This window comes from Mycobacterium sp. NGS17, assembly GCF_059813205.1.
The window spans coordinates 399,242-416,041 of record NZ_JCALED010000002.1; the positions used below are offsets into that span (position 1 = coordinate 399,242).

18 protein-coding genes are annotated in these 16,800 nt (G+C 69.7%); 11 read left to right on the forward strand and 7 right to left on the reverse strand.

Annotated elements, in window-relative coordinates; translation table 11 throughout:
* Nucleotides 1-8: 8 nt before the first annotated feature.
* From AC5Y7E_RS06010 to AC5Y7E_RS06030, 5 genes are read right to left on the reverse strand one after another with little or no spacing between them, the layout of a single operon-like run.
* The gene (locus AC5Y7E_RS06010; RefSeq protein WP_499947968.1) at nucleotides 9-566 is read right to left on the reverse strand and encodes a DUF3592 domain-containing protein; all 558 of its coding nucleotides are present in this window, start codon (nucleotides 564-566) and stop codon (nucleotides 9-11) included.
* Between the two features lie 11 nt (nucleotides 567-577).
* A complete protein-coding gene (gene menD, locus AC5Y7E_RS06015) occupies nucleotides 578-2,224 on the reverse strand; it encodes a 2-succinyl-5-enolpyruvyl-6-hydroxy-3-cyclohexene-1-carboxylic-acid synthase (RefSeq protein ID WP_499947970.1) in 1,647 nt (548 codons plus the stop codon).
* A gap of 45 nt (nucleotides 2,225-2,269) precedes the next feature.
* Nucleotides 2,270-3,058 (reverse strand): alpha/beta fold hydrolase, encoded by a 789-nt coding sequence (locus AC5Y7E_RS06020; protein ID WP_499918098.1) that lies wholly within the window; start codon nucleotides 3,056-3,058, stop codon nucleotides 2,270-2,272.
* Entirely contained in the window at nucleotides 3,055-3,972 is a 918-nt protein-coding gene (locus AC5Y7E_RS06025; protein ID WP_499948321.1) for an o-succinylbenzoate synthase, read from the reverse strand. Before AC5Y7E_RS06025 ends, AC5Y7E_RS06020 begins: the two co-directional genes overlap by 4 nt.
* A 50-nt stretch (nucleotides 3,973-4,022) precedes the next feature.
* Nucleotides 4,023-5,627, reverse strand: a complete 1,605-nt coding sequence (locus AC5Y7E_RS06030) for an amidohydrolase (RefSeq protein WP_499947971.1) — start codon at nucleotides 5,625-5,627, stop codon at nucleotides 4,023-4,025.
* Between the two features lie 95 nt (nucleotides 5,628-5,722).
* Between AC5Y7E_RS06030 and fadD8 the strand changes: the two genes are divergently transcribed.
* Nucleotides 5,723-7,357 carry a fatty-acid--CoA ligase FadD8 gene (fadD8, locus tag AC5Y7E_RS06035; protein WP_499947973.1) on the forward strand — a complete coding sequence of 545 codons (1,635 nt, stop codon included), beginning with the start codon at nucleotides 5,723-5,725 and terminating at the stop codon, nucleotides 7,355-7,357.
* 72 nt (nucleotides 7,358-7,429) lie between these two features.
* Here fadD8 and AC5Y7E_RS06040 read toward each other — a convergent pair whose 3' ends face one another.
* The gene (locus AC5Y7E_RS06040; RefSeq protein ID WP_499947974.1) at nucleotides 7,430-7,969 is read right to left on the reverse strand and encodes a TetR/AcrR family transcriptional regulator; all 540 of its coding nucleotides are present in this window, start codon (nucleotides 7,967-7,969) and stop codon (nucleotides 7,430-7,432) included.
* An 85-nt stretch (nucleotides 7,970-8,054) separates the two neighbouring features.
* Between AC5Y7E_RS06040 and AC5Y7E_RS06045 the strand changes: the two genes are divergently transcribed.
* From AC5Y7E_RS06045 to AC5Y7E_RS06090, 10 genes are all read left to right on the forward strand, one after another.
* On the forward strand, nucleotides 8,055-8,978 hold the full coding sequence (locus tag AC5Y7E_RS06045) for an aldo/keto reductase (protein WP_499947975.1): 924 nt from the start codon (nucleotides 8,055-8,057) through the stop codon (nucleotides 8,976-8,978).
* Nucleotides 8,979-8,989: 11 nt separating this feature from the next.
* Nucleotides 8,990-9,445, forward strand: a complete 456-nt coding sequence (locus tag AC5Y7E_RS06050) for a nitroreductase family deazaflavin-dependent oxidoreductase (protein WP_499947977.1) — start codon at nucleotides 8,990-8,992, stop codon at nucleotides 9,443-9,445.
* 13 nt (nucleotides 9,446-9,458) lie between these two features.
* A complete protein-coding gene (locus AC5Y7E_RS06055) occupies nucleotides 9,459-10,361 on the forward strand; it encodes a 1,4-dihydroxy-2-naphthoyl-CoA synthase (RefSeq protein ID WP_499947980.1) in 903 nt (300 codons plus the stop codon).
* A 98-nt stretch (nucleotides 10,362-10,459) separates the two neighbouring features.
* Entirely contained in the window at nucleotides 10,460-11,356 is an 897-nt protein-coding gene (locus AC5Y7E_RS06060) for an SDR family oxidoreductase (protein WP_499947983.1), read from the forward strand.
* Nucleotides 11,357-11,382: 26 nt separating this feature from the next.
* Nucleotides 11,383-11,790 (forward strand): VOC family protein, encoded by a 408-nt coding sequence (locus AC5Y7E_RS06065; RefSeq protein WP_499947987.1) that lies wholly within the window; start codon nucleotides 11,383-11,385, stop codon nucleotides 11,788-11,790.
* A 97-nt stretch (nucleotides 11,791-11,887) separates the two neighbouring features.
* The gene (locus AC5Y7E_RS06070) at nucleotides 11,888-13,129 is read left to right on the forward strand and encodes an inorganic phosphate transporter (RefSeq protein ID WP_499918089.1); all 1,242 of its coding nucleotides are present in this window, start codon (nucleotides 11,888-11,890) and stop codon (nucleotides 13,127-13,129) included.
* The gene (locus AC5Y7E_RS06075) at nucleotides 13,129-13,428 is read left to right on the forward strand and encodes a hypothetical protein (protein WP_499918088.1); all 300 of its coding nucleotides are present in this window, start codon (nucleotides 13,129-13,131) and stop codon (nucleotides 13,426-13,428) included. The genes AC5Y7E_RS06070 and AC5Y7E_RS06075 overlap by 1 nt, the downstream gene beginning before the upstream one ends.
* Before the next feature lie 56 nt (nucleotides 13,429-13,484).
* Nucleotides 13,485-13,787, forward strand: coding sequence for a DUF3349 domain-containing protein (locus AC5Y7E_RS06080; protein ID WP_499918087.1), 303 nt, complete (start codon nucleotides 13,485-13,487; stop codon nucleotides 13,785-13,787).
* Nucleotides 13,788-13,855: 68 nt separating this feature from the next.
* The gene (menE, locus tag AC5Y7E_RS06085) at nucleotides 13,856-14,941 is read left to right on the forward strand and encodes an o-succinylbenzoate--CoA ligase (protein ID WP_499948322.1); all 1,086 of its coding nucleotides are present in this window, start codon (nucleotides 13,856-13,858) and stop codon (nucleotides 14,939-14,941) included.
* 17 nt (nucleotides 14,942-14,958) lie between these two features.
* On the forward strand, nucleotides 14,959-16,341 hold the full coding sequence (locus AC5Y7E_RS06090; RefSeq protein ID WP_499948323.1) for a hypothetical protein: 1,383 nt from the start codon (nucleotides 14,959-14,961) through the stop codon (nucleotides 16,339-16,341).
* Nucleotides 16,342-16,375: 34 nt separating this feature from the next.
* Here the strand turns inward: AC5Y7E_RS06090 and AC5Y7E_RS06095 are convergent, their stop codons facing one another.
* Entirely contained in the window at nucleotides 16,376-16,762 is a 387-nt protein-coding gene (locus AC5Y7E_RS06095) for a DUF732 domain-containing protein (RefSeq protein WP_499918086.1), read from the reverse strand.
* Between the last annotated feature and the right edge of the window lie 38 nt (nucleotides 16,763-16,800).

Genomic DNA, 16,800 nt, shown 5'->3' on the forward strand with positions numbered 1-16,800 from the left:
GGCATACGTCATGCGAAATTTGCAGGTCCGACGCTATCGGCGGGCGGCTTCTCGGTCGCGGCGGGGGGTACGTCACGCCGATCGAGCCACTTGTCGCCCAGCGCCAGCGCGATCAGGATCGCCGCCGCGCCCAGCCAGCCCACCACCGCGATGGACCCGGCCGGGATGATCGCCAGCCCGGCATTGCGATGCTGCACGCGCACCACGTTCGGATCGTTCTTGTTGTACTCGACGTAGATCCGCATCCCGGTGGCCAAATGCGACGGGTAGAGCACCCCGAGCTCGGGACGGTAGGTGACCCGCTCGGGGGTGACGAATTCGATGGTGGACCGGCGCGGTCCGGCGCTGAGCACCTCCGCCTGCGCGACACCCATGTTGTGAGTGATCGCGAGGTCGTCGCGCCAGGCGCCGGCCACCAGCAGCATGGACTGCAACGTGACCAGGCCGGCCACGATCAGCACCGCAATTCTGGCCCACCGCAACGCAATTCTGGCTCGCGTTTTCGGCGGTTCGTCACTTCGGCCATGAATCAGCAAGCGCAGCAGAGCTTTTGGTGACAGCGGCATCTAGGTGCGCCTCATAGCGCGGCCTTGATCGCGGCGTGCAGCTGCCGCAGCGACGACCGGTCGGCCTTGACCTCCAGCACCCGCATGCCGGCGCCGGGTTCGTCGAGCGCGGTGGGCAATTCGCCCACCTCGATCTGCCGGCTCTCGACGTGGTAGGCGCGGCACAGCGCACCCACGTCGACGTCGTGCGGGGTCCCGAAAATCCGCGACGAGACGTCGGAGAACCGCGGGTCGCCCTGTTCGAGCAGTTCGAAGATGCCGCCGCCGTTGTCATTGGAGACGACGATGGTCAGCCGGCGCGGGGTGGGCTCGGTGGGCCCGATGAGCAACCCGGAGCTGTCGTGCACGAACGTCAGGTCGCCGATCAGCGCGACGGTGCGCGCCGGGCTGTCCGGGCCGCCCTCGCGTTCGTGGGCGAGCGCCGCCCCGATGGCGGTGGACACCGTCCCGTCGATGCCGGCGACGCCGCGGTTGGACCGCACCCGGATGTCGCGGGTGTCCAGGCCGACCAGCGCGGCGTCGCGGACCGGGTTGGAGGCCCCGAGCACCAGCTGATCGCCGGGCGCCAACGCGTCGGCCACGGCCGCCGCGACGTGCAGGCCGGTGGTCAGCGGGTGGGCGTCGAGCTGTTCGCGGACGGCGGCCAGCGCGTGCCGGTTGGTCTCCGCGCAGCGGCGCAGCCACGCCGGGTTCGGTGCTCCGGTGGTGACCGCCCGGGTCCCGGTGGCCTGCGAGTTGCCCGAGACGTCCGGCCAGCGCGGCCCGGTGGTCAGCGCGAACACCGGCACCTGTGGGTCGGCCAGCAACGCCGACACCGGCCGGTGCAGGGTGGGGCGGCCGAGCATGATCACCTGCTTGGGCCGCAGCAGGGGCAGCGCGAGCGGGTGCAGCGGGTTGGCCGGCGCGGGCGCGGTCGGCTCGGCGACGGTCGGCAGCTGGGCGAGGTTGCGCTGCAGGCCCGCGCCGTGCCCGGCGATGACGACCGTGTCGGGTGACAGGTCGATGTCCAGCGGCTGGTCGAAGCTGACCGGCGGGGTGTAGGTCCACGGCCGCCCACCCGGGCGGCCCTGCGGCGTCGGCGTTTGAGGGTCGGGATCGGGTACCAACGGTTCGCGCAGCGGGATGTCGAACTGCACGGGGCCGGCGTTGGCGGTCCGGGATCCGGTGGCGGCCACCAGCACCCGGCAGGTCGCCGACCGCCAGGTGGCGTTCAGGGAATCCAACCGATCGGGGGCGTCCTCGGCCAGACCCAGGCTGATGGTGGCCCGCACCTGCGTGCCGAAGTAGCCCAGCTGTTCCATGGTCTGGTTTGCCCCGGTGCCCAGCAGCTCGTAGGGCCGGTTGGCCGAGAGCACGATCAGCGGCACCCGGGCGTAGTTGGCCTCGATCACCGCCGGGCCGAGGTTGGCGACGGCCGTGCCGGAGGTCATGGCGATGCAGACCGGCGCGCCCGCGGCGATGGCCAGGCCGATCGCCAGGTAGCCGGCGGTGCGCTCGTCGATGCGGACGTGCAGGCGGATACGTCCGGAGCGGTCGGCGTCCTGCAACGCGAAAGCCAGCGGGGCGTTCCGCGAACCGGGGCAGAGCACCACGTCGCGGACGCCGCCGCGAATCAGCTCGTCAACGACGACGCGAGCCTGGGTCGTCGAGGGGTTCACTCCTACAGGGTGTCACAGCCGGCTGAGGATGCCCGCCGGGTGCGCTCAGCCGTAGGCCTCGCCGAAGAACTTGAGCATGGCCGCGTTGACCTCGTCCGGTCGCTCGAAGAACCCGAGATGACCGGCGTCGGGTATCTGCACGTAGCGGCCGTTGGGCAGCGCGTCCGCGACCTCGCGGCCCATGTGCGGCGGGGTCAGCACGTCGTCGGAGAAGCCGATCACCAGCACCGGGGTCGTGATGCTGCGGTAGGCGGTCAACCGGCTGGTGTACGGCGCGATATCGAGCTGCGCGCGCGTGCCCGGGGTGGGCTTGAGGGGCCAGGTGGAGAACATCGCGATCCAGTCGGCGACGGCGGTGTCATCGTTGAGCGTCTTGCGGGAGAAGTTCTCCAGCAGGCGGATTTTGGCGTCGTACGCGGCCGGCATCTCGACACCGGTGTCGGACAGCTCGGCCTCGGCGTCGCGGAAGAACTGCCGGGCCCGGTCCATGCGGCCGCGGGTCCCCATCAGCACCGCCGAACTGACCAGCTCGGGCCGGGCCAGCATGAGCTCCTGGGCGATGTACGCGCCCATCGACATCCCGACGATGCGGGCCGGGGCCGCATTCAAGCCCTCGATCAGCGCCGCGGTGTCGGCGACCATGGTTTCCGTCGTGAACCCCTGGGCGTTCTCCGTGGCGCCGATTCCGCGATTGTCGAAGGTGATGACGCGGTATCCGGCCGCCAGAAACGCGGGGACTTGATAGGGGTGCCAGGTCCGTCCGGCGCCGCCGTGGCCGGCGATGAATACCACGGGATCACCGGAGCCGCGGTCGTCGTAAGCCAGGTTGATCACCCGGACGACGGTACAAGCAACCGATGGCACGCCTTGACCCGGTCGATCCACCACTGCCGCCGCTCCGGCGCCGCCCGCAGGGCCCGCAGCCGCTCGGGGTCGGGCGTGACCGGCCCCACCGGCAGGGCGCCGTCGACCGGCGCGGCGGTCTCGGCGACGTCGTCGACGAAGAGCCCGCCGGTGCCCAGGCCGCAGGCGTGCCGGAGTTGCGGCAAGGCCGCCGCGGCGCGCAGCCCGGCGCCGATTCCCACCGCCGAATCCAGCGCGCTGGAAATCACGACCGGGATGTCGATCTGCGCAGCGATCTCGAGCATGGCCGAAATCCCGCCCAGCGGAGCGACTTTGAGCACCGCGATGTCGGCGGCGTGGGCGCGGACCACGGCCAGCGGGTCGTCGGCCTTGCGGATGCTCTCGTCGGCGGCGATCGGCACGTCCGTGCGCCGGCGCAGCTCCGCGAGCTCGTCGACGCTTGCGCAGGGCTGTTCGATGTATTCCAGCGGCCCGTCGGCGGTCAAAGCGGCCGCGGCCCGCACGGCCTCCTCGACGCTCCACCCGCCGTTGGCGTCCACCCGCACCGTGGGGACCAGTGCGCGCACGGCGTTGACCCGGGCGACGTCGTCGGCCAGCGACTGCCCGGGCTCGGCCACCTTCACCTTGGCAGTGCGGGCCCCGGGGAAGCGGGCGAGCACTTCCGGAACGTCGGCGGCGGCCACGGCCGGCACGGTCGCGTTGATCGGGACGCGGTCGCGACGGGTCGGCGGCGGCTTCCGGTAGGCGGCTTCGATGCCCGACGCCAGCCACTGCGCGGCCTCGCGCGGCTCGTATTCGACGAAGGCCCCGAATTCGCCCCACCCGGCCGGGCCCTCGATCAGCGCCACTTCGCGGGTGGTGATGCCGCGAAAGCGCACCCGCATCGGCAGCGCCACCACGTGCAGGCGGTCGAGCAGGTCCGCGAGCGTCGGCGTCACGCGCTGTGGACCTGGCGGCCCGCCAGATACGTCGCGCGCACCTGAAGGTCGGCGATCTGCTCGGGCGGCACCGTTCGCGGATCGGCGGAGAGCACCACCAGGTCGGCGTATTTGCCGACCTCCAGCGAGCCGATCACGTCGTCGGAGAACAGCTGCCAGGCCGCGTCGATGGTTTGCGCGCGGATCGCCTGCTCCACGGTCAGGCGTTCCTCGGGTCCGAGCACCCGGCCGCTGGGCGCCGTGCGGGTCACGGCAACGCTGATGTTGCGCAGCGGCTCCTCGGGCGTGACGGGCGGGTCGTTGTGCAGCGAGATGCGCATCCCGGTGGCCACCGCGGATCCGGCTGGCATCCAACGGGTTCCACGTTCTTCGCCGAACAGGCCGTCGACGATGACGTCGCCCCAGTAGTGGATCTGGTCGACGAAGATGCTGCAGGTCACCCCGAGGTCATGGGCCCGCTGCAGCTGCTCGGGCCGGATGGCGCCGACGTGTTCGAGCCGCAGCCGGTGGTCGTCGCGCGGATGGCGCGTGAGGGCCTCTTCGTACACGTCCAGGATGGTGTCCACGCCGGCGTCGCCCTGCACGTGACAGGCCATCGGCCAGCCCAGCGGGAAGTACGCGCCGACGATCTCGTGCAGCTGCTCTTTCGTGTAATTGGCGCAGCCGCAGGAGCCCGGCACGACGCCGATGATCCGGGTGGCCTCGGTGTCCAGGTACGGAAACGAGAGGTCGATGTTGCCGATCCAGGGCGAGCCGTCGACCCAGATCTTGATGCCGACCTGCCGCAGGATGTCGTCGCCCTGCCCGGGTGTGGCGGCGGTGGACATCTGCGGGTTCGAGATCTCGTAGGTGCGCAGCCGAACCGTGAGTTGCTCGCGCAGCTGTTCGACCACCGGCCGGAAGTTCGGGTCGAAAGCCATCTCCGAGCAGGTGGTCAGGCCGGCGCGGTTGAGCCTCGCGCACTCGGCGAGCAGCATCTGCGGGTAGTCCGCGAAGTCGATGGCCCCGGCCAGCAGCGGGAACACCGCGCCGGTCTCCTCGGCGGTGCCGTCGAGTTCACCGTTGGCGTCGCGGCCGTACTTGGCGCCCTTGGGGTCCGGGGTGTCGCGGTCGAGCCCGTGCAGCTTGGCGGCGCGCGAGTTGAAGTAGGCCTTGTGCCCCGAGTTGTGGATGATCACCAGCGGGCTGTCGGGCGCGATACCGTCGAGCCAGTTCAGGGTCGGCTCCGGAAGGCCCTTCTGCAACAGCGGATCCCAGCCGTTGAGGAAGGCGCCGTCGGATCCCCGCCGGGCGACCTCGGAATGAATCGCCCCGACGACCTCGTCGGCGCCGCGCATGGTGACCGGCCGGATGTCGACGAGGCGGTCCGACAGCGCGACCGCCTCCATCAGCGGATGCCCGTGTGCCTCAACGAAGCCGGGCATCACACAGCCGTCGCCGACATCGACGGTCCGGGTGCCGGGGCCAGCGAAGTCCGCGATTTCCGCACGGGTTCCAACGGCGACGATTCTGCCGCCTTTCACCGCGAGCGCCTCCGCGGTAGGCCGTGCCTCGTCGACGGTCAGGATGGTTCCGGTAACGACGAGATCTGCATCGGCCATGGGCAGGAATCGTACTGATTGCCGGTGTCGAACAGGGTGCGGCTGACGCAAATTGCAACACGTTCTAGTCTTGCTCATGAGTCGCGTCGGCGACGATGCAGAGCAAAGCGATGAGGAGGAGCGGCGCCATGACGGCCGACCTGTTGCGCAACCCGACCCATAACGGCCACCTGCTCGTGGGCGCGCTCAAGCGCCACAAGACCAAGCCGGTGCTTTTCCTCGGCGACACCACGCTGACCGGTGGTCAGATGGCCGAGCGGATCAGCCAGTACATCCAGGCGTTCGAGGCGCTGGGCGCCGGCACCGGCGTCGCGGTCGGCCTGCTGTCGCTCAACCGCCCTGAGGTGCTGTTGATCATCGGCGCCGGCCAGACCCGAGGCTACCGGCGCACCGCCCTGCACCCGCTGGGCTCACTGGACGACCACGCCTACGTGCTCAACGACGCCGGCATCAGCTCGCTGATCATCGACCCCAACCCGATGTTCGTCGAACGGGCGCAGGCGCTGCTGGAGAAGGTGCCCGGGCTCAAGCAGATCCTCACCATCGGGCCGGTGCCCGAGGCCCTCAGCGGGGTGGCGGTCGACCTGGCGGCCGAGGCGGCCAAGTACGACCCGCAGCCACTGACCGCCGCGGACCTGCCGCCGGATCAGGTCATCGGCCTCACCTACACCGGGGGCACCACCGGCAAGCCCAAAGGCGTGATGGGCACCGCGGCGTCGATCTCCTCGATGACCCAGATCCAGCTCTCCGAATGGGAATGGCCGGAGGAACCGCGGTTTTTGATGATCACCCCGCTGTCCCACGCGGGGGCGGCGTATTTCCTGCCCACCCTGATCAAGGGCGGCGAGATGCATGTGCTGCCCAAGTTCGACCCGGCCGAGGTGCTGAAAACCATTGAGGAGAAACGCATTACGGCCACCTTCCTGGTCCCGTCGATGCTGTACGCGCTGATGGACCACCCGGATTCGCACACCCGCGACCTGTCGTCGCTGGAGACCGTCTACTACGGCGCCTCGGCGATCAACCCGGTGCGGCTGGCCGAGGCGATCCGCCGGTTCGGCAAGATCTTCGCCCAGAACTACGGGCAGTCCGAGGCGCCGATGGCCATCACCTATCTGGCCAAGAACGAGCACGACGAGAAGCGGCTCACCTCCTGCGGGCGCCCGACGCTGTTCGCGCGGGTGGCGCTGCTCGGCGAGGACGGCAAACCGGTGCCGCAGGGCGAGCCGGGCGAGATCTGCGTCAGCGGACCGTTGTTGGCGGGCGGTTACTGGAACCTGCCGGACGCGACGGCCGAGACGTTCAAGGACGGCTGGCTGCACACCGGCGACATGGCCCGCGAGGACGAGGACGGCTTCTACTTCATCGTCGACCGGGTCAAGGACATGATCGTCACCGGCGGCTTCAACGTGTTTCCGCGCGAGGTCGAGGACGTCGTCGCCGAGCACCCGGCCATCGCCCAGGTGTGCGTCGTCGGCGCGCCGGACGAGAAGTGGGGCGAGGCCGTCACCGCGGTGGTCGTGCTGCGCTCCGATGCGCCCCGCGATGACGAGGCGATCGAGAAGATGACCGCCGAGATCCAGGCCGCGGTGAAGGATCGCAAGGGTTCGGTGCAGTCGCCCAAGCGCGTGGTGCTCGCCGACTCGCTGCCGTTGACGGGGCTGGGCAAGCCGGACAAGAAGGCCGTGCGCGCCCAATTCTGGGAGGGCGCCGCGCGCTCGGTGGGCTGATAGCTCGCGAGCGTGAAACTAACTTCACGTTCGCGCGAGCGTGAAAGTAGCTTCACGCTCGGCGGGTAGGGCCTAGGCCGAGACCCCCGCCACCAGCAGGTCGAGCATGCGGCCGGTCTGCTCGGGCGAACCGCTGACCAGGAAGATGCCGATCAGGCTGGACACCACGTCGTCGGCGCGCACGTCGGCGCGCAGGCTTGCGTCGTCGGCGCCGGCGCGCAACAGCAACTCGACGGCGCCCGCGATGCTGTCGCGAGTCTGGCTGGGCGCAAGAGCGCCCGAGTCGAAAATCGCCTGCAAGGACTCGGCCATGCCGCGCTTGGCGGCCACGAAGCTCGCGTAGCGGTCCATCCACCGTCGCAGCGCAACCTTGGGTGGATGCCGCTTGAGCAGCTGCCCGGCCGCCGCGGCCACCTCGGCGAGCTCGGCACAGTAGATCGCCTCGACGAGGGCCTCGCGGTTGGGGAAGTGGCGGTACAGGGTGCCGATGCCCACCCCCGCGTCGCGGGCGATCGACTCGAGCGACACCGATCCACCGTGCACGGTGAAAGCGGCAGTGGCCGCCTGCAGCAACCGTTCGCGATTGCGACGGGCATCCGACCTTCCAACCAAAGCGGAGGCTCCTCCGTTTCTGCTACGCTGACACAAGCGGAGGACCCTCCGCATTTATCCAGTGTCTCACGGTCGAGGGAGCACCATGACTGACCAACCCCGGCCCGGCGGCATCGGCACTCTCGGCAGGAGGCCCGTCGCCCGCATGGGCTACGGCGCCATGCAACTGTTCGAGGCACCGACCGTCGACGACGCGGCGGCGGTCCTGCGTCGCGCGATCGAACTCGGCGTCAACCACATCGACACCGCATCCTTCTACGGGCCCGGCGAGGTGGACCGCCGGATCCGCGCGGCGCTGGCCCCCTACCCGGACGACCTCGTCATCGTCAGCAAGGTCGGCGCCCGCTACACCGGCGAACAACCCATTCCGCTGGCCGCCGCCCAGAAGCCGGCCGAACTGCGCGCCGCCGTCGAGGACGATCTGCGCGAACTCGGCCTCGACCAGATTCCGGTGGTGAACCTGCGCCGGCTTGATCTCGGTCCCGGCCTGGCCGCCGAGGGCGACCAGATCGTCGACCTCGACGACCAACTCGCCGAGATGATCGCGCTGCGCGATGCGGGCAAGATCGGCGGGATCGGGATCAGCGCCGTGCCGCTCGAAATCGTGCGCCGCGCGCTGCCCGCCGGAATCGTCTGCGTGCAGAACGCCTACAGCGTGCTGGACCGCTCCCAGGAAGCGACGCTCCAACTGTGCAAGGCCGAGGGCATCGCGTGGGTGCCGTACTTCCCGCTCGGCTCGGCGTTCCCGGGATTGCCGAAGGTCGCCGACCATCCGGTGGTCGTCGACATCGCCGGCGAAATCGGCGCGACACCGTCCCAGGTCGGGCTGGCCTGGATCGTGGCCCACGCGTCGAACACGCTGCTGATTCCCGGCACCCGGTCGATCGCCCACCTCGAGGAGAACCTCCGCGCGGCCGCGGTGTCGCTGGACGCCGACGCGATGGCGCGGCTCGACGCCGTCGGTACGACGGTGCCCCAGGCTCATGGTGCGGAGCCCTTTCAGAGGTAACGTCGCTGCCTATGGGAAGCGGCAAACGCGTCCGGCCGCCGTGGTGGCTGAAGCCGGCCAACAAGGTCTTCATCCGGATGTCACGGCTGGGCCTGAGCTTCGGCGGCGAGAGCCCGGTGGTGTTGACCGTGCCCGGCCGCAAGTCCGGCACGCCGCGGTCGACGCCAGTGACACCGATGACGGTGGATGGCAAACGCTATGTGGTGGGCGGGTTTCCGGGCGCGGACTGGATCCGCAACGTCCGCGCCGCCGACGTTGTGACGCTGGCCCGCGGCCGGAGCTCCGAGCGGGTGCGGATGGTGGAGTTGCCCGAAGAGGCGGCGCGGCCGTTCTTGCGGGCGTTCCCCACCGAGGTGCCCACCGGCGTCGGCTTCATGAAACGCTCTGGGTTGGTGAAGGACGGACGCCCCGAGGAGTTCGAGGCGCTGGCCGGCGTGTGTCCGGTATTCCGGCTTGACCCGGCATAGGAGTTCAAAAACGTTGAGTGACAACCCCTTTGATGCACAGGCCTGGCGTCCCGTCGACGGCTTCGGCGACCTTACCGACATCACCTATCACCGGCACGTCGAGGACGCCACGGTGCGGGTGGCGTTCGACCGGCCCGAGGTGCGCAACGCGTTCCGGCCGCACACCGTCGACGAGCTCTACCGGGTGCTCGACCACGCCCGGATGTCCCCCGACATCGGCGTGGTGTTGCTGACCGGCAACGGACCATCACCCAAGGACGGCGGCTGGGCATTCTGCTCCGGCGGCGATCAGCGCATCCGCGGGCGCAGCGGCTACCAGTACGCCAGCGGCGACACCGCCGACACCGTCGACACAGCCCGCGCCGGCCGGTTACACATCCTGGAGGTCCAACGGCTGATCCGGTTCATGCCCAAGGTGGTCATCTGCCTGGTCAACGGGTGGGCGGCCGGCGGGGGGCACAGCCTGCATGTGGTCTGCGACCTCACCCTGGCCAGCCGCGAGCACGCCCGCTTCAAGCAGACCGACGCCGACGTCGGCAGCTTCGACGGCGGCTACGGGAGCGCGTACCTGGCCCGCCAGGTCGGCCAGAAGTTCGCGCGCGAGATCTTCTTCCTGGGCCGCCCCTACACCGCCGAGCAGATGCACCACATGGGCGCGGTCAACGCCGTCGTCGACCATGCGGAGCTCGAATCCGAGGCGATCCAGTGGGCGCGCGAGATCAACGCCAAATCGCCTCAGGCACAACGAATGCTGAAGTTCGCGTTCAACCTGCTCGACGACGGCCTGGTGGGCCAGCAGCTGTTCGCGGGCGAGGCCACCCGGCTGGCGTACATGACCGACGAGGCCGTCGAGGGCCGCGACGCCTTCCTGGAAAAGCGGGATCCGGACTGGAGCCGGTTCCCCCGCTACTTCTAGCGGCGGGCGCCCACGTCACGCTGGTGTGACACGCGAGCACCAACGTCACGCTGGCGTGACGCTCGGAGCGACGCGCGCCCCGCCTAGACTCGCGTCACGTGAGCAAAAGTCCCCTCCGCCGGATCGCCGACCAATTCTCCCTGGCGATCATGCGACCGCCCATGGCGCCGCAGATACTGGTCAACCGGCCGTTGATCAAGCCGATCGAGCTGGCCGGCAAGCGCATCCTGCTGACCGGGGCGTCCTCGGGCATCGGCGAGGCCGCGGCCGAACAGTTCGCCCGAGCGGGCGCCACGGTGGTTGCCGTCGCACGCCGCCAGGATCTGCTGGACGCGCTCGCCGAGCGGATCACGGCCGCGGGCGGTGCGGCCATATCGATCCCGTGCGACGTCTCGAACATGGACGCCGTCGACGCCCTGGTCGCCGACGTCGAACAGCGTCTCGGCGGCATCGACATCCTGATCAACAACGCCGGCCGGTCCATCCGCCGGCCGCTGGCCGAATCGCTGGACCGCTGGCATGACGTCGAGCGGACCATGGTGCTCAACTACTACGCGCCGCTGCGGCTGGTCCGCGGGCTGGCGCCCGGCATGCTCGAGCGCGGCGACGGCCACATCATCAACGTCTCCACCTGGGGCGTGATGTCGGAGGCTTCGCCGCTGTTCTCGGTGTACAACGCCTCGAAGGCCGCGCTGTCAACGGTGAGCCGGGTCATCGAAACCGAATGGGGCAGTAAGGGCGTGCATTCGACGACGCTGTACTACCCGCTCGTCGCCACCCCGATGATCGCGCCGACCAAGGCCTACGAGGGAGTCGCCGCGCTGACCTCAGAAGAGGCCGGCGAGTGGATGCTCACCGCCGCCCGCACCCGGCCGGTGCGGATCGCACCGCGGATCGCGATCGCCGGCCGGGCGCTCGACATCGTCGGCCCGCGCTGGGTGAACGCGATGATGCAGCGCCAAAGCATCCAGCCCAACCGCGCCGGCACTGGCTGATCCGGCCGCATGGTAGACACGACGCTATGGAGATCCTGGCCAGCCGGATGCTGCTGCGGCCGTCGGACTATCAGCGCTCGCTAGCCTTCTACCGCGACGAGATCGGGCTGGCGATTTGGCGTGACTACGGCGCTGGCACAGTCTTTTTCGCGGGCCAGTCCTTGCTGGAGCTGGCCGGTCACGGCGCTCCCGACCCCGCCCAGGCCGCCTTCCCCGGTGCACTGTGGCTACAGGTCCGCGACATCGAGGCCACCCAGGCCGAATTGGCGGGCCGCGGGGTGTCGATCGCGCGCGAGGCTCGCCGGGAACCATGGGGCCTGAAAGAGATGCACGTCACCGATCCGGATGGGCTGACGCTCATCTTCGTCGAGGTGCCGCCGGAGCACCCGCTACGGCGCGACACCCGGGGTGAACAACAGGGAAACGCCGGTTAACTGAGAGGTAACATCTGGCGACGGTTCAAGGTACACCCGCGTTTCGGCCCCCGCATCATTCGACAATGGAAACCTCCTACCACCAGAATCAGGCGCTGTGAACATCCAATTGTTCCTCTTGATCATTGTCGTAATCACGGCACTGGCTTTCGATTTCACCAACGGCTTCCATGACACGGGCAACGCGATGGCGACCTCGATCGCCAGCGGTGCGCTCAAGCCCAAAGCGGCCGTCGCCCTGTCCGCGGTGCTCAACCTCGTGGGCGCGTTCATGTCCACCGCCGTCGCCGCGACGATCGCCAAGGGCTTGATCGACGGCCACATCGTGACGCTGGAGCTGGTTTTCGCCGGCCTCGTCGGCGGCATCGTCTGGAACCTGCTGACCTGGCTCCTCGGCATCCCCTCGAGTTCGTCGCACGCCCTGATCGGCGGCATCGTCGGCGCCACGATCGCCGCCGTCGGCGCGCACGGGGTGATCTGGAAGGGCGTGGTGTCCAAGGCGATCATCCCGGCAGTCGTGTCGGCGATCCTGGCGATCGTGGTCGGCGCGGTGGCGACCTGGCTGGTCTACCGAATCACCCGCGGCATCCCGACCAAGCGCACAGAAGCCGGCTTCCGGTACGGCCAGTGGGGCTCGGCATCGCTGGTCTCGCTGGCCCACGGCACCAACGACGCGCAGAAGACCATGGGCATCATCTTCCTGGCGCTGATGTCCTACGGCTCGGTGAGCAAGACCGCGTCGATGCCGCCACTGTGGGTCATCGTCGGTTGCGCGGTGTCGATGGCGCTCGGCACCTATCTGGGCGGCTGGCGAATCATCCGCACCCTGGGCAAGGGACTGGTCGAGATCCAGTCGCCGCAGGGCATGGCGGCCGAATCCTCTTCGGCCGCGGTGATTTTGCTGTCCGCCCACTTCGGCTACGCGCTGTCGACCACCCAGGTCTGCACCGGCTCGGTGCTGGGCAGCGGGTTGGGCAAGCCCGGCGGCGAGGTCCGCTGGGGCGTCGCCGGCCGCATGGGCGTCGCGTGGCTGGTCACGCTTCCGCTGGCCGGGCTGGTCGGTGCGGTCACCTACTGGATCGTGCACCTGATCGGCGGCTACCCGGGCGCCATCGTGGGCTTCGCGCTGCTGATCGGGGTGTCGGCCACCATCTACGTCCGGTCGCGCAGGGTCAAGGTCGACCACCACAACGTCAACGCCGAATGGAAGGGCGACCTGACCACCGGGCTCGAGGAGTCCATTGATCAGCACCCGCCCTCGAACGCCGGCCCCACCTCCGGCGGCGGCATGACCTCCCGATTCGACTCCGACGACCCCACGATCAAGGCGAACGCGTGATGAGTCACTTCGGCGATTGGTTCAACTACCAGGCCTCCCTCAAGATCCTGGCGTTCGCCATGCTGGCCGGCGCCGCTTTGCCGGGGCTGTTCGCCCTGGGGCTCCGCTTCCAGGCGATCGGCGCGGGACAGGCCGGCACCGATGGCGGCTCGCCGCAGAAGAACCCGGCGCTGCTGGCGGTCGCGTGGGCGATCTATGCGGTGGTGATCCTCGTGATCGCCTTCGCTTTGCTGTACATCTCGCGCGACTTCATCGCCCATCACATCGGCACCCCGTTCCTCGGCGCCAAACCCAAGTAGCATCAATTGATGCCCACCGAGTTACCACGCCGGACACCGGGGGAAGCTGCAACAGCGTGAACGGATTTCTCAATTCCATCGTCTCCTGGCTTCGTGCGGGATACCCGGAAGGCGTTCCGGCGACGGACACCTTCCCGGTGCTCGCATTGCTGGCCCGCCGGCTGTCCAACGACGAAGCCAAGGCGGTCGCCTGTGAGCTGGTTCGGCGCGGCGAGTTCGACGATGTCGACATCGGCGTGCTGATCACCCAGATCACCGATGAGCTGCCGTCGCCCATCGACGTCGAGCGGGTCCGGGTGCGGTTGGCGGCCCAGGGCTGGCCCTTCGACGACGCCGACCAGGCCGGGGACCCGGCATAGCCGTACTGCGCGCGGTGCACGTCCCGCCCGGGTCGGCGGTCTCGTCGCTGTTGCCCGCACTCGAGCGCGTGCTCGACGGGCGCGACCCCGCACTGGTCGCCCTGTCCTCGAGCGACGATCGTGAGTCGGATGCGCTGCGGGTGGGTCTGCGCGTCGGGGAAGCCATCGACGACGACGTCGCCCTGGTCGCGGCGACGTCGGGAACCACCGGAGTTCCCAAGGGCGCGTTGCTGACCGCCGACGCCCTGACCGCCAGCGCGACGGCCACCCATGACCGCCTCGGCGGACCGGGCAGCTGGCTGCTCGCCCTGCCGCCCCACCACATCGCGGGGATCCAGGTGTTGGTGCGCAGCGCGCTCGCCGGCTCGGTACCGGTCGAGATGGACGTCTCCGCGGGGTTCGATGTCGCCGAATTGCCCGGTGCGGTAAGGGCATTGGGACCGGGGCGGCGATACACCTCGCTGGTCGCCACGCAGTTGGCCAAGGCGCTCGGCGACCCGGCGGCGGCGGCCGCGCTCGCCGAACTGGACGCCGTGCTGCTCGGCGGCGGACCCGCGCCGCGACCGGTTCTCGACGACGCGGCCGCGGCGGGCGTCACCGTGGTCCGCACCTACGGGATGAGCGAGACCGCCGGCGGGTGCGTGTACGACGGCGTCCCGCTGGACGGGGTGCGGGTGCGCACGGTCGACGGGCGCATCGTCATCGGCGGCACGACGCTGGCCAAGGGCTACCGCAACCCCGTCGAGCCGGATCCGTTCGCCGAACCGGGCTGGTTTGCCACCGACGATCTCGGCGCCGTCAGCGACGCGGGCGTGCTGACCGTCCTGGGCCGCGCCGACGACGCGATCAGCACCGGCGGGTTGACGGTGCTGCCGCAGCCTGTCGAGGCTGCGCTGTCCAGTCATCCCGCCGTCAGCGATTGCGCGGTGTTCGCAGTGGCCGACGACCGGCTGGGTCAGCGGGTGGTTGCCGCGGTCGTGGTGCGCGACGGGTCCGCCGCGCCCACCCTGGACGCGCTGCGCGCGCACGTGGCGCGCACCCTGGACGCCACCGCCGCGCCGCGCGAGCTGTACATCGTCGACGCACTGCCGCGTCGCGGCATCGGCAAGGTCGACCGCACGGCGTTGGCGCGCCGGTTCGCCGGCGATCAATAGGCTGTTCGTCCGTGAGGATCGGTGGGCGGGCGGCAGCGCGGGAAGCGGTGGCGGTCACGGTCGGGCTCGTGCTGGTGGCCGCGGCGTTCGTGCTGCCGCGGATGAACTCAGGCGTGCGCCCGCGCCTTGATGTCGGCGCCCAGAAGTTCGCCACCCACGCCGGCTCCGCGCCGATCTTCGGCGAATGGTTGATCCACGCCGGCTGGGGAACCGGGCCCGCGATTGTGATCGCGATCGTCATCGTGGCGTGGGGACCCGTTCTGGCGCAACGCCTTTCGTGGCATGCCTTGACGCTGGGCAGCTGGGCCACCGCGTGCGGGTGGGCGTTCGCGCTGGCGATGATCGATGGCTGGCAGCGCGGCTTCGCTGGCCGGCTGACCACCCGGGACGAATACTTGTGGCAGGTGCCGGGCATCAGCGACATCGGTGCGACGCTGCGCACGTTTGCGAGCCGGATCGTGGACTACCAGCCGAACTCGTGGACGACGCACGTGTCGGGACATCCGCCCGGCGCGCTGCTGACGTTCGTCTGGCTGGACCGGCTCGGCCTGCACGGCGGCGCCTGGGCCGGGCTGCTGTGCCTGCTGGCCGGCTCGAGCGCGGCGGCCGCGGTGGTGATCGCCGTGCGCGCGCTGGCCGACGAACAGACGGCACGGCGCGCCGCCCCGTTCGTCGCCCTGGCGCCGACCGCGATCTGGGTGGCCGTCTCCGCCGACGGATACTTCGCCGGGGTGGCGGCCTGGGGCATCGCGTTGTTGGCCGTGGCTGTGCACCGTCCGGTCCGCTTCCCCGCGCTGACGGCCGCGGGCGCGGGCCTGCTGTTGGGCTGGGGCGTGTTCTGCAACTACGGCCTGATGTTGATGGGGCTGCCGGCGGTGGCGGTGCTGGCCTCGGTCCGGCAGCCCCCGGGCAGCCGCTTGGCGGACTGGCGAGCGATCCTGCGGGCCCTCGGCCCGGCGGCGCTGGCCGCGATCGCGGTGGCGGTGGCCTTCGCGATCGCCGGGTTCTACTGGTTCGACGGTTACACCCTGGTGCAGCAACGCTATTGGCAGGGCATCGCCAAAGACCGCCCCTTCCAGTATTGGAGCTGGGCCAACCTGGCGTCCGTGGTGTGCGCGATCGGGTTGGGTGGGGTCGCCGGTATCAGCAGGGTTTTCGACTGGCCCGCCATCCGCCGCCGCTCCGGCTTCCATTTGTTGCTGCTTGGCATGCTGGCCGCCATCGTCTGCGCGGACCTGAGCATGCTCAGCAAGGCCGAGGTGGAACGCATCTGGCTGCCGTTCACCATCTGGCTCACCGCATCGGCCGCTCTGCTGCCGACACGGTCACACCGGATCTGGTTGGCGCTCAACGCCCTCGGCGCGCTGGCGCTCAACACGATCATCCTGACGCACTGGTAGAGACCAGTCCGTCCGGCGGACTACCGTTCTCGTGCTACGCGGCCCCCGGCGCCGGCAAGGGAATCCAAGGAATATCCCACCAGGCGGGCGGGGGCGGCGGCTCGGTGGTGGGCTCGCCGAGGTGTTGTGGGCAATAGGCGCTGACGGCGCTGGTCGTGAAGTGGGTCGCGTCCGCCACGGTGAACCCGGCATTTTCCGACGACACACTTTGGATGACATCGGCCTGGGAGTGGCCCTGATCCATCAATTCACAGGCCTTCTTGCCGACCCGAATCGCGATGGCGCCGTTCTTGTAAGGCACGCCGGCCTGATCGAGCGCCGCCAAGAAATTCGCATCCGGGTTGCCGCCGGGCTCGGCCTGTGCCGGCGCGGCCGCGCCGATGACCGCGGCGAAGCCCGCCAGCACGAGAAGCGTTCGCACCGCCTCATCTTTCTACAAAACGCCGGTGTTGTCCTGCG